The organism is Chitinophagales bacterium, from assembly GCA_040877935.1.
Taxonomy (GTDB): domain Bacteria; phylum Bacteroidota; class Bacteroidia; order Chitinophagales; family CAIOSU01; genus JBBDNB01.
The window spans coordinates 23,834-35,954 of sequence record JBBDNB010000028.1; the positions used below are offsets into that span (position 1 = coordinate 23,834).

The 12,121-nt window shown below is 40.1% G+C and carries 13 protein-coding genes; all 13 read left to right on the forward strand.

Annotated features, from left to right (window positions below; genetic code table 11):
* Nucleotides 1–74: 74 nt before the first annotated feature.
* The 13 genes from WD048_07360 to WD048_07420 all read left to right on the forward strand — a co-directional run bounded on the left by WD048_07360 (nucleotide 75) and on the right by WD048_07420 (nucleotide 12,075).
* The gene (locus tag WD048_07360; GenBank protein MEX0812019.1) at nucleotides 75–440 is read left to right on the forward strand and encodes a four helix bundle protein; all 366 of its coding nucleotides are present in this window, start codon (nucleotides 75–77) and stop codon (nucleotides 438–440) included.
* Between the two features lie 4 nt (nucleotides 441–444).
* Nucleotides 445–1,914, forward strand: a complete 1,470-nt coding sequence (locus tag WD048_07365) for a TolC family protein (protein ID MEX0812020.1) — start codon at nucleotides 445–447, stop codon at nucleotides 1,912–1,914.
* A 50-nt stretch (nucleotides 1,915–1,964) separates the two neighbouring features.
* On the forward strand, nucleotides 1,965–4,124 hold the full coding sequence (locus tag WD048_07370) for a thioredoxin domain-containing protein (protein MEX0812021.1): 2,160 nt from the start codon (nucleotides 1,965–1,967) through the stop codon (nucleotides 4,122–4,124).
* A gap of 132 nt (nucleotides 4,125–4,256) precedes the next feature.
* Nucleotides 4,257–4,613: a hypothetical protein gene (locus WD048_07375; protein ID MEX0812022.1), complete on the forward strand. Its 357-nt coding sequence runs from the start codon at nucleotides 4,257–4,259 to the stop codon at nucleotides 4,611–4,613.
* Nucleotides 4,614–4,731: 118 nt separating this feature from the next.
* The gene (locus WD048_07380; GenBank protein MEX0812023.1) at nucleotides 4,732–6,486 is read left to right on the forward strand and encodes a thiamine pyrophosphate-dependent enzyme; all 1,755 of its coding nucleotides are present in this window, start codon (nucleotides 4,732–4,734) and stop codon (nucleotides 6,484–6,486) included.
* A 119-nt stretch (nucleotides 6,487–6,605) separates the two neighbouring features.
* Nucleotides 6,606–7,757, forward strand: coding sequence for an amidohydrolase (locus WD048_07385; GenBank protein MEX0812024.1), 1,152 nt, complete (start codon nucleotides 6,606–6,608; stop codon nucleotides 7,755–7,757).
* Nucleotides 7,758–7,771: 14 nt separating this feature from the next.
* On the forward strand, nucleotides 7,772–8,923 hold the full coding sequence (alr, locus tag WD048_07390) for an alanine racemase (GenBank protein ID MEX0812025.1): 1,152 nt from the start codon (nucleotides 7,772–7,774) through the stop codon (nucleotides 8,921–8,923).
* A gap of 125 nt (nucleotides 8,924–9,048) precedes the next feature.
* A complete protein-coding gene (locus tag WD048_07395) occupies nucleotides 9,049–9,405 on the forward strand; it encodes a hypothetical protein (protein ID MEX0812026.1) in 357 nt (118 codons plus the stop codon).
* 36 nt (nucleotides 9,406–9,441) lie between these two features.
* The gene (locus WD048_07400) at nucleotides 9,442–9,879 is read left to right on the forward strand and encodes a DUF6789 family protein (GenBank protein ID MEX0812027.1); all 438 of its coding nucleotides are present in this window, start codon (nucleotides 9,442–9,444) and stop codon (nucleotides 9,877–9,879) included.
* 33 nt (nucleotides 9,880–9,912) lie between these two features.
* On the forward strand, nucleotides 9,913–10,059 hold the full coding sequence (locus WD048_07405; protein MEX0812028.1) for a hypothetical protein: 147 nt from the start codon (nucleotides 9,913–9,915) through the stop codon (nucleotides 10,057–10,059).
* Between the two features lie 318 nt (nucleotides 10,060–10,377).
* Nucleotides 10,378–10,998 (forward strand): peroxiredoxin-like family protein, encoded by a 621-nt coding sequence (locus WD048_07410; protein ID MEX0812029.1) that lies wholly within the window; start codon nucleotides 10,378–10,380, stop codon nucleotides 10,996–10,998.
* A gap of 43 nt (nucleotides 10,999–11,041) precedes the next feature.
* Nucleotides 11,042–11,248, forward strand: a complete 207-nt coding sequence (locus WD048_07415; GenBank protein ID MEX0812030.1) for a GDCCVxC domain-containing (seleno)protein — start codon at nucleotides 11,042–11,044, stop codon at nucleotides 11,246–11,248.
* Nucleotides 11,249–11,364: 116 nt separating this feature from the next.
* Nucleotides 11,365–12,075 (forward strand): NAD(P)H-dependent oxidoreductase, encoded by a 711-nt coding sequence (locus WD048_07420; GenBank protein MEX0812031.1) that lies wholly within the window; start codon nucleotides 11,365–11,367, stop codon nucleotides 12,073–12,075.
* Nucleotides 12,076–12,121: the final 46 nt, after the last annotated feature.

The following is a 12,121-nucleotide window of genomic DNA, read 5'->3' on the forward strand; positions in this document are numbered from 1 at the left end:
GCAAATAGGCAATGGGCAATGGACAATATGCGATTGGTAAATAATATTTTAATTTATAATTAAATCACGTAAATATGGCGGCTAAAAATTTTAAAGAAACCAAGGTGTATCAGAAAGCTTTTTCACTGGCTATGGATATTTTTCAAATTAGTAAGTCCTTTCCAAAGGAAGAGCGGTATTCGCTGACTGATCAGATCAGAAGGTCCTCAAGAAGCGTGTGCACGAATATGGCAGAAGCTTATCGCAAGCGACAATATCCGGCACATTTTGTTTCTAAAATCTCTGATTGTGATGCTGAAAACTCAGAAACTGGTGTCTGGTTGGATTTTGCCCTTAATTGTGAATACATCAAAACTGAACTCTACAAAGCACTAACAGAAAGAAATGAAGAAGTAGGAAGATTACTTTATCACATGTTAAATAATCCTGAAAAATATTGAAATTATGAAATGTTTAAATAAAAATTGGCAATTGGAAAATGTCCTGCGGACGCAATGGACAATGGGCAATGAACAATTAGCAAATGGTAATAAGGATAAATTTGCCTATTGCAAATTGCTTATTGCTAATTTACTAAAGCGAAGCTTTTGCCTATTGCTAATTGCCAGTTGCCTATTATTAAATAGACAAAAAGCAACTGCTCAAGATACTATTCCTATTAACTTAGAAACGGTTTTAAAATTAGGCGGAGCAAACAATCTGACCATTCAGGAATTCAAACAACGACAGGAGCTTGCCGCTGCCGATTTGAGCAAAGCCAAAGAATGGTGGCTGCCCGACCTACATGCAGGTGTGCAAACCCATCAGCTTTGGGGAGCGGCCATGAATGCCGATGGAGGTTTTTTTCTGGATGTCAATCGCGACAATCTTTGGGCAGGTCTTGGACTCGATGCCTCTTTGGATTTTGCAAATGGCATTTACAAAAAGAAAGCAGCACAATTAAAAGTTAGTGCCGCAGAATACCGCACACAGTCGGAGCGCAATCAGGCACTGCTGGAAAGTATTGAAGCCTATTACGATTTCATGTCTGCCCAACTCTATTTTCAAGCCTACGATCAATTGGTGGAGCAAGCCGATACCATTGCACAGCAAATCGGAATTCAGGTAGAATCGGGTATTGCCTATGAATCGGAATCCTTGTTGTCAAAAAGCAATGTGAATCACTTGAAAGTACAGATGCTGAATGCCAAAGCCGAATACAATAGAAAATCTGCCAGGCTTGTGAAATTGCTGAACTTAAAACCGGGTATAAAACTCGTAAGCATTGATACGGCAGTAAGTCCATTGAATTTGGAAAATGGAATATCCACAGTGGATTTTGATTCCAGCTATCAAAACAGACCGGAAATCAAAGCACTGGAATTTGAGGAACAATCGCTGCTAATGGAAAAGAAAACCACTACTACGGGCTTGCTAATACCCGAACTGAGACTGAACACTTTCGGTACTTATTTTGGTGGTTTATCGGATGATGTACGTGCTATGGATCCTATACAGAATCCTGAAACCAATCAATTGTACCCCACTGGTGCAGTCAATCTTTCATTGATGTGGCAGGTTCCCCTGGGCCGCTTGTTTTATGGTGGCGACCTGAAACAGTACAATGCGCGCATTGGTATTCAGCAAACAAAAATCGAGCGGCAAAAGGCAGAGATCAATGAAGAAATATTGGCGGCCAAAGCTTCTATTTCCGCTGCCCAAGAGCAAATGGAAATAGCTTTTGAGGGAAATCAATTTGCAGAAGAAGCTTTGAAGCAAAGCATTCAGCGACAGAAACTGGGTACTGCCCGTCCCTTTGAGATTTTGCAGGCGCAGGAAGTGTATATCAAGGCAAGATTGGATTATATTAAAGCAGTAGCCGATTACAACAAAGCACAATACAGCTATTACGTGGCCTTGGGGAATGATCTTTAGTTTCAATGGGCAATGGACAATGGACAATGGATGAATTTTAAATAAAAAAAATGATGTTGAATAGTAAATATATTTTATCAGTTCTTCTTTTTCAATTCGTAATACTCACGGGATGTGGGCAAAACGGTGAAACGAATGAATACTCGAAAAACAGTAAGGATCAGAATTCTGAACTCAATGACCTGGCTGATGCCAAAAGTCCATATCTCAGGCAACATGCCGATAATCCGGTAAATTGGCATGAATGGGGGGCCGAAGCGTTGGAAAAAGCCAAGAAAGAAAACAAGCCCTTGCTGATCAGCATTGGCTATGCAGCCTGCCATTGGTGTCATGTGATGGAACATGAATCTTTTATGGACAGCACAGTAGCTAAAATCATGAATGAGCATTTTGTGCCCATTAAGATTGATCGCGAAGAACGGCCCGATATCGATCAGATTTATATGAATGCCGTGCAATTACTCTCGGGAAGAGGCGGCTGGCCGCTCAATGCTTTTGCCCTGCCCAATGGACAACCATATTATGCAGGAACCTATTTCTCTAAAGACCAGTGGATAAAGGTTTTGAATCAAATGAATGATGTCTATCGCAATGACTATGAAAAAGTCCAGCAACAGGCAATACAACTCACAAAGGGTATTCAAAGCCAAGAAATAATCACGGTAGCCGGGGATAGTACTGCGGAGTTTCTCAAAAATTCTTACAAAACACTCTTCCAAAATTGGCTTTCGAGAATTGATTTCAAAAAAGGTGGATATGACAAAGCCCCGAAATTTCCATTACCCACCGGTTGGGAGTTTTTGTTGCAATACCATTATCTCACGGGAAAAGATAAGGCACTGGAAGCCGTTGTTACAACACTGGATGAAATGGCAAAAGGAGGAATTTACGACCAGATAGGAGGTGGTTTTGCCCGTTATTCCACCGATGCTGATTGGTTTGCGCCACATTTCGAAAAAATGCTTTATGATAATGGGCAGCTCATAAGTCTTTATGCCCATGCTTACAAGTTGACGAAAGATGAAACCTATGCAGAAGTGATTCGCGAGACACTTGAATTCATAAAGAGGGAAATGACCAGTTCACAGGGCGGCTTTTATTCATCGCTCAATGCCGATAGCGAAGGCGAAGAAGGTAAGTTTTACGTTTGGACCAGTTCAGAGATTGACCAGGTACTGGATGGGAAAACTGCTGAACTTGTTAAGGATTATTACGGGGTAAAAAACAGAGGCAACTGGGAGCACGGCAATAATATTTTGTACAGGGAAAGTGAAAAAATGGAATTTGCAGAAAACAATGATATGAGCTTGCAAGAATGGGATAAAATGCTCAAATCTGCCAAAAAGAAGCTTTTAAAAGCGCGGAGCAAAAGGGAACGCCCCTCCACTGATGATAAAGTGCTCACAAGCTGGAATGCCTTGATGTTAAAAGGCTACGTAGATGCTTATCTGGCTTTGGGAGATGAGGCTTATTTGAAAACAGCACTGAAAAACGCCCATTTTCTGGAGGCTAATATGATGCGTAAAAATGGAAGATTGTGGAGAAATTATAATCCTGCCAGCCGGAAAGGCTGGGACGGTGAAGCAGGAATTGAAGCTTTTTTGGACGATTATGCATTGCTGGCTGATGCTTATATCCATCTTTATCAAGCTACTTTTGATAAGCACTGGCTGGATTTGGCTAAAAAGCTTACTGATTACAGCATTGCGCATTTTCAAGATCCAAAAAGCGGTATGTTTTACTATACCTCTGATCAATCTGAAAAGTTGATTGCCCGTAAAATGGAAATTACCGATAATGTTATTCCTGCCTCGAACTCCTTAATGGCCCACGTACTTTATAAAATGGGTGAATATTACTACCACAAACCCTATATTCAAATGAGCAAAACTATGCTCAATCATGTGGTGGATGATATTCCAGAGGCAGGGCCTTATTATGCCAACTGGGCATCACTTTTGGGGCTGATGGCCTACGAACCCTACGAAATAGCGATTATGGGGGATGCAGCCCAAAATAAAAATTTGGCCATGCAAAGCCATTATTTGCCAACTGCAATATTTATGGGCGGTGCTGAGGAAAATCTGTCATTGCTCAAAAATAAATTGGTAAAGGATGAAACTATAATCTATGTCTGTAAAAATAAAGTTTGCAAATTACCAGTACAGCAGGTGGAGGATGCGCTTAAGCAAATTGAAAAATGGAAATAATGAAAATCCTTGTTTTTTGAATTCAGCATCCCTTATTCAGATTTTCTTCATTTTATCTGTCAGGTTTAGTATTCATTTCGTCTTTTTAAACGCATTTTGCACAAATGTTAAAACTAAAAAACAATAGTGATTATGAGTAAAGTAGCAGTAATTGTATTTGCAGATTCAGAATCACATGCAGACATGGGACGTATTTCCAACGCAATGGAAATAGTTTCTGAATTTGCCGAAAACGGAGACGAGGCAAAACTCCTATTTGACGGAGCCGGAGTGACCTGGCCCGGGAAACTTGCTGACGAAGACCATCCCCTTAACCAGTCATTTCAGAAGATAAGACCTCATATACTTGGTGCCTGCCACTTCTGTTCCAAGGCATTTAATGCCAAGGACGGGGTAGAAAAATCAGGAATTCCTTTTTTACAGGATTATAATGGCCACCCAAGTGTAAGAAATCTGGTGAAAGATGGCTACCAGATTATCACTGCCTAAGCCGTATGCACCACAGACTTTTTGTTCAAGAAAAACTATCGCTTGACTCAGGTGCTGTATCGGTAGGTTCTTTTAGCTACAGATTATTTTTTGGATTTCAAACATTAAAACAAAAGCTGTGAGTACAAATGTATCTGATCAATTATTGCAAATATTAACCAATGAAGGCGTAAAGCATATTTTTGGAGTAGCAGGTGACGCTCTCAACCCTCTTATTTCTGCTATGGCCAAGCAAAGTGAGGTGAAATGGGTAAAAACGAAACATGAAGGAAATGCTTCTTTTGCCGCATTTGCGCAAGGTGAACTAAATGATAATATCGGTGTATGTGCCAGCACGGTTGGCCCGGGAGCATTGCACCTCGTAAATGGATTATATAATGCCAAAAAAGAGCGTTCACCTGTTTTAGCTATTACCGGGCAAGTACCTGTAGAACACATTGGCACAAACTATCATCAGGAAGTAGATTTGACCAAAGTGTTTGACGATATATGTGAATACCAGGCAATTATTCGCTCACCTGAAGAAGCTCCACGGGTTATATTGAGAGCCTTGCGTATTGCTATTAATCGTAAGTGTGTATGCAGGATTGAATTACCTGCTGATATAGCGGAAATGCCTTCAGCAAATGAGGATTTTGTTCATACTGTATTTCGATCTCATTCTACAGTGATGCCAAATCAGGAAAACTTAGAAAAAGCTGTGAGATTAATTAATCAGGCCGATAAAGTAGGGATTTTGGCAGGAGCCGGTTGCCGTTCTTCCCGGCAAGAAGTGCTGGCGTTTGCAAAGAAAATAAATGCCCCTATTACGCACACCGTACGAGCATCCGATATTTTTGATCATAACAGCGAAAATGTAGTAGGACTTACAGGACTTATCGGCAATCCGTCAGGCTATGAGGCAGTGATGAAATGTGATTTGTTAATCATGCTGGGTACTGATTTTCCTTATACCTCATTCCTGCCTGACAACACCAAAACCATTCAGGTAGACATACGTCCAGAAAATATTGGTAACCGTACCTCTGTTACGCTTGGCTTGCATGCTGATATCAAGCATTTTGTAAATTATGTTAGTCAAAACTGCGAGATCAAGAAGAATTCTGAATGGGTTAAAAAATTAAATAAAGAGTTTAAAAATTGGCTCGATCATAACTGCAAAACCTCTGACGGAGAAAAGGACTTCAAAATCATGCATCCGCAGGTGGTGGCCAGGCAAATAAGCGATATTGCTGCCGATGATGCAATATTTGTCATTGATACAGGTACATCCGCTATCTGGTCGAGTAACTTTATGAATTTCCACTCGCAGAGAAGAATTATTGGCTCCTTTAATCATGGCTCCATGGCTGTAGGGCTACCAGCTGCTATTGGAGCTCAAATGCAATTTCCTGACCGGGAAGTTTGGGCTTTGGTGGGGGATGGAGCTTTTAATATGTCACTTCAGGATTTTTCAACAGCTGTAGAATATGAATTGCCCATTAAGATTATTGTGCTTAATAATTCGGAGCTTGGTTTTGTGAAAATAGAGATGGAGGAAGCCGGTTTTGCACCTAATTTTGATGCCATTGAGGTAAAGAATTTTGATTTCGCAGCCTATGCAAAATTAGTGGGAGGCGATGGGTTGAATGTAACCCAAAATGATGGAATTATTCCAGCTATAAAAAAGGCTCAAAAATCAAAAAAGCCTTTTATACTAAACGCTCATGTTTCAAGCGGGGAATTATCATTGCCCTCTCATATAAGTTTTAGTCAGGCTAAGAATTTTGGTTTATCAAAAATGAAGGAACTTCTTGAAGCGGCAAAAGGAAATAAAGCTCAATGGGAAAATATAAAGAGTGAGGTGCAAGCCTACTTTGATAAAGAGTCTTGAATGGAAGTTCACTATGTCCAATTTGAAGGAGTGTTAGCAACTTTTAACGATTTCCTTTTTTAAGTAAAAATTAGGTTTTTCTATTTAAGAATTTTTTTTCACATCATTAAACTCACTTTATGAAAGACACATCTCTCAATATGGAAAAGCTCATCAGCTTGCGTCATGAGCTTCATAAGCATCCTGAAGTATCAAATAAAGAAAAACATACGGCTAAGAGAATCACAGAATTTCTAAAAACAACGGAACCTGATGATCTCATCAATGAAATAGGCGAATATGGTATTGCAGCTATTTTTAATGGGGAGAAAAAAGGTCCTACGGTTATGATCCGTTGTGAATTGGACGCTCTTCCGATTGAAGAAGTCAACGACATGGAGTATCGGTCAGTGAACGAAGGTGTTAGCCATAAATGTGGGCATGATGGTCATATGACTATCGTATGTGGTTTGGCAACGCTACTATCCAAGAATCGTCCTTCCTCAGGACGAGTGATATTGCTTTTCCAACAGGCAGAAGAAATTGGTGAGGGGGCCAGAAAAATTCTCAAAGATGAGAAATTTAAAGCATTGGAGCCCGATTTTATATATGCCTTGCACAATCTTCCGGGTTTTGAAAAAAACCAAATTATAATTAAAGATAATATTTTCGCCTCTGCATCTCGAGGATTGATAGTAAAGCTTAAAGGCACCCCTTCTCATGCCAGCCATCCTGAAGATGGAAGAAACCCTTCTCTTGCAGCTTCTAAAATCACCCAACATTTATTTGAAATTCCGCAAATGCATACTTTATTTCACAAAGCCTCTCTGATCACCCCTATTTATATAAGGGTAGGGAGTCCCTCTTTTGGAACTTCACCGGGCGAGGGCGAAGTGATGGCGACTCTCAGAACTCATGAGGACGATGATATGAAAAATATTGCCGATAAAGCACAGGAAGTGATTCATAAAATTGCCGATGTACATGACTTGGAAGCCGAAATATCCTGGACGGAAGAATTCGAAGCAGTAAAAAATAATAAAAATTGCATGCAGTTCATTAAAGCTGTGGCTGAAGACAGGGATATAAAAACCCGTGTGGTCGATCACCCTTTTCCCTGGTCAGAGGATTTTGGATTGTTCACCAGCCACTACAATGGGGCACTTTTTGGCTTAGGTTCCGGAAAAAATCAACCACAGCTTCACAACAATGACTTTGATTTCCCGGATGATATAATTGAAACTGGAGTGGTGATGTTTAGGGAGATTATTGATCAAATTCTTGGGGATTAAACGAATGAATAATTATGCTACATACTTCATATATAGAGCTAAGCAAAAAGGCTTTAAATAACAATATTCGCTATCTCAAAAGCCTTGCAAAAAAGGATACGCGTTATTCAATGGTGATCAAGGCCAATGCTTATGGCCATGGAATAGAGGATATTTTACCATTAATAGAGGAGTGTGGGGTAGATCACTTTTCTGTATTCAGCGTGGCAGAAGCCAAGCGGGCACATAAGATTAAAAATAAAGACTGCGACCTAATGATTTTAGGGTGGGTTGATACCGATGAGATAAGTTGGGCGATAGAGCATGAAGTTTCATTTTTCGTTTTCACAATTGAACGACTTCGTGCAGCTTGTCAAGTAGCAAAAAAAATGAGGAAACCTGCTGGAATTCACATTGAAGTGGAAACTGGTATGCATCGTACTGGATTTGATACTGAAGAGCTAAAGGAAGCTGTGCAGATTATTAAGGATAACGAAGATTACTTTGAGGTCAAGGGAGTCTGCACGCATTTTGCCGGGGCCGAGGAAATGGCCAGTTTTGACCGTGTAGAAAAGCAGATTCAAAACTTTAATGAAGCGTGTTCATGGATTAATGAGCAAAATATCTATCCGGAGTATCGGCATGCTGCCTGTTCTGCTGCGCTGTTTAATTTTCCTGATACCGCCATGGATCTTATGAGGATTGGCATTTCGAGCTACGGTTTCTGGCCAAGTACCGAAACGAAGCTGCTTCATTTGAGAGAAAAGGAAGGTGAAGAAGATCCGCTTGAAAGGGTCTTGAACTGGAAGAGTGTTGTATTAAGTGTAAAACATGTGGCCGAAAATGAATATGTAAGTTATGGAAAGTCATATCTAACCAATCGCCCCACCACAATAGTTACTATTCCTGTCGGTTACGGTTATGGTTTCAGTCGTACACTTAGCAACAAGGGGCATGTTTTGATTCACGGAAAGCTTGTGCCTGTAGTGGGTAAAGTGAACATGAATATGGTAGTGGTGGATGTTACCGATTTGGATACTGTGGAAGTAGGTGATGAAGTGGTACTTATCGGCAAACAGGGAGAGGAGGCCATAACTGTAGATTCTTTCAGCGACATGAATAACAGTATGAACTATGAACTCTTGACCCGTTTGCCAGATCATATTCCCAAAAAAGTTATCGCATAAAACAATCAGATGAACTATCAGAGCGGTGGTGTTTCTAATGCCCACTTTCTAAAACTTTGACTTATTCTGTCAGGTTTTGAAGTATCATACGACTCATCTTTTGAAAACTTTAAAAAAACAGAATTATGAGTAAAGTAGCACTTATTGTATTTGCAGATTCAGAATCACATGCAGACATGGGACGCATTGCCAATGCCATGGAAATAGTTTCGGAGTTTGCAGAAAACGGAGACGATGCCAAGCTCTTGTTTGACGGTGCCGGAGTGACCTGGCCCGGAAAACTAGCCGATGAAGATCATCCCTTGCACAAGTCATTTGATAAAATAAAGCCCCATATCCTGGGAGCTTGCAAGTTCTGCTCAAAAGCTTTTAAAGCGGAAGAGGGAGTTGAAAAATCGGGAATTCCGTTTTTAGAGGATTATCAGGGTCACCCCAGCGTGAGAAATTTAGTGAAAGAGGGTTATCAAATAATTACTGTCTAATTTCATAAAATCTAATCTAAATAAAAATTTTAAGCGATGAATAATAAATTGACAAGTTCTATTGTAGGAGGTATTGTAGGCACAATTGTAATGACGGTAATTATGTTTCTTGCCGCTAAAATGGGAATGCCAAAAATGAATCCGCCTGTAATGCTGGCTACCACTATGGGTTTCTCAGTTGCTATGGGATGGATCATGCACTTCATTATCGGGATTATTTTTGCCCTGGCTTATGGATACCTGTTCTTGCCAAAGGTTCAAAAGATCAAGAGCAAGGTCGCCAAAGGCGCCATTTACGGGGTGATTATTTTTGTCTTTGCGCAGATCATGATGCAAGTTATGGGAGCAATGTTTTCTTCTATGCCCGCCCCACAGGGAAACATGATGTTGATGATTGTTGGTAGCATTGTCGGCCACGTGATCTTTGCGATCGTGGTGGCGCTCTTTTTTAAACAGGTGAACGCAAGTTCATAAACCTTTTGACTATTAGGCCAAAAATTAAAAGTTATGACTAAAGTAGCCGTAATTGTATTTGCAGATTCTGAATCCCATGCAGATATGGGTAGGGTAACAAATGCAATGGAAATCGTGAACGAATTTACTGAAGCAGGAGATGAAGCAACATTGATATTCGATGGAGCAGGCGTAACCTGACCGGGCAAATTGGCGGATGAAGACCACCCAATTCACCCGATTTTCAAAAAGGTAAAACCAAATATTCTGGGAGCTTGCGCTTTCTGTTCAAAGGCTTTTAAAGCTGAAGATGATGTGAAAAAATCAGGTGTCTCATTCCTTGAAGATTATAAGGGACACCCGAGTGTTCGCAACCTTGTAAATGATGGATACCAAATTATTACAGTTTAATGCCAAAGATTGATGAAAAAACAGGATAGTGGCTTTTTTATAGCCGCTGTCCTTTTTTTGATTAAGAAGAAAAACTTAATTTACACCCAAACTTCACAAACCCATACCATGAAAACGCTTACCAACCTCTTATTGATACTCCTTATTTTCACTAATTCAATATCCCAGGCGCAGGAAAAATATAAAACTGTAGAAGAAACCAATGGCATTCAGGTTGGTGCAAGCGTTTCGGATTTTGAAGCCACAGATCAAAATGGAGAAATATTTAGGCTCAAGGAAACATTAGAAGAAAAGCCCGTAGTTGTAATTTTCTACCGAGGCCAATGGTGCCCAATTTGTAGCCGCCACCTTAGTAATTTACAGGATAGCCTGTCTTTCATCAATGAAATGGGCGCAGAAGTAATAGCAATTTCCCCTGAAAAACAAGAATATCTGAAAAAGACCCAGGAAAAAAGCAATGCCACTTTTACCTTGCTTTATGACAAGGATTACAAAATCTCAAAAATGTTTGATGTCCTTTTCCGTCCCGAAGAGAAAACCACATCGGTTTATAACAAGCGCTTGGGCGCAAATCTTACTGAAGCCCATTCAGATGAATCACAGCGCTTGCCAGTTCCGGCTACTTTTGTTATCAATCAACAGGGAGAAGTCGTTTGGCGACATTTCGATAGGAATTATAAAGAAAGGGCATCGGTTGCTTCTATTGTTTCTGCACTTGAGAAATTGTAGCATCAAAAACAGCTAAAAAATTCACGAGCAAATACAGGCTGAAATGACAACTGAGTTACGATCCACAATCACCTGCCCAATATGCGGACATCAAAAAGAAGAAACAATGCCAACTGATGCCTGCCAGTATTTTTACGAATGTGAAAATTGCAAGACAATATTAAAACCAAAGCAAGGTGATTGTTGCGTGTATTGTAGTTTTGGAAGTGCGAAATGCCCGCCAGTTCAGCAAGGTGAAAATTGTTGTTGATAAAAATCACACACGAATGTACCGAGCTATTGTAAATTAGGGCAGTTGTATCAACAATTATTATTTTCAATTGGCTTGTCAGTTTTGTTTATATTATACGACTAATAAAGAAAAAAATGAGTAAACAAGAATTTTCAGGACTCAAAGCTGCATTTGTAAACTGCACATTAAAAAAATCACCCAAACAAAGCCACACCAAAGGTTTGATGGATTTATCCATCAATATCATGGAAAAAGAAGGTGTTTCAGTAGATTATATCCGTTTGGTTGACCATGATGTAGCATCAGGTGTTTATCCGGATATGACCGAGCAAGGCTGGGAAAAGGACGAGTGGCCAGATTTATTCAAAAGAGTTTTCGAGGCTGATATACTTGTAATTGGAACTCCTATTTGGCTGGGAGAAAGATCATCTGAAGCCCAAAAACTGATAGAAAGACTTTACAGCATGAGCGGGGAACGCAATGCCAAAGGCCAATACCTATACTACGGAAAAGCTGGCGGATGTGTGATTACCGGAAATGAAGATGGCGCAAAACACTGCGCTATGGGTATTTTATATTCCCTGCAACATATTGGCTACAGCATTCCACCACAGGCAGATTGTGCCTGGCTAGGCGAGATTGGCCCAGGGCCAAGTTATCTCGACAAAGAAGCAAATTCATCAGAAAGCGATTTTACCAACAGAAACACCACCTTTATGACCTATAATCTTATGCACCTGGCTAAAATGCTCAAATCAAATGGTGGCTACCCTACTTATGGAAATGCCATAAAAGACTGGCAAGATGGTGAGCGCTGGAGTTTTGAAAATCCCGAGTATCGATAAAATATTATTTAATTCATAGTGATCGGGTATAAAATAAAAAAACTGA

What these genes read in the sequence shown, in the direction of transcription:
- WD048_07360 (MEX0812019.1), top strand. Translation starts at nt 75, where the DNA reads ATGGCGGCTAAAAATTTTAAAGAAACCAAGGTGTATCAGAAAGCTTTT.
- WD048_07365 (MEX0812020.1), top strand. Translation starts at nt 445, where the DNA reads ATGAAATGTTTAAATAAAAATTGGCAATTGGAAAATGTCCTGCGGACG.
- WD048_07370 (MEX0812021.1), top strand. Translation starts at nt 1,965, where the DNA reads ATGATGTTGAATAGTAAATATATTTTATCAGTTCTTCTTTTTCAATTC.
- WD048_07375 (MEX0812022.1), top strand. Translation starts at nt 4,257, where the DNA reads ATGAGTAAAGTAGCAGTAATTGTATTTGCAGATTCAGAATCACATGCA.
- WD048_07385 (MEX0812024.1), top strand. Translation starts at nt 6,606, where the DNA reads ATGAAAGACACATCTCTCAATATGGAAAAGCTCATCAGCTTGCGTCAT.
- alr (MEX0812025.1), top strand. Translation starts at nt 7,772, where the DNA reads ATGCTACATACTTCATATATAGAGCTAAGCAAAAAGGCTTTAAATAAC.
- WD048_07395 (MEX0812026.1), top strand. Translation starts at nt 9,049, where the DNA reads ATGAGTAAAGTAGCACTTATTGTATTTGCAGATTCAGAATCACATGCA.
- WD048_07400 (MEX0812027.1), top strand. Translation starts at nt 9,442, where the DNA reads ATGAATAATAAATTGACAAGTTCTATTGTAGGAGGTATTGTAGGCACA.
- WD048_07405 (MEX0812028.1), top strand. Translation starts at nt 9,913, where the DNA reads ATGACTAAAGTAGCCGTAATTGTATTTGCAGATTCTGAATCCCATGCA.
- WD048_07410 (MEX0812029.1), top strand. Translation starts at nt 10,378, where the DNA reads ATGAAAACGCTTACCAACCTCTTATTGATACTCCTTATTTTCACTAAT.
- WD048_07415 (MEX0812030.1), top strand. Translation starts at nt 11,042, where the DNA reads ATGACAACTGAGTTACGATCCACAATCACCTGCCCAATATGCGGACAT.
- WD048_07420 (MEX0812031.1), top strand. Translation starts at nt 11,365, where the DNA reads ATGAGTAAACAAGAATTTTCAGGACTCAAAGCTGCATTTGTAAACTGC.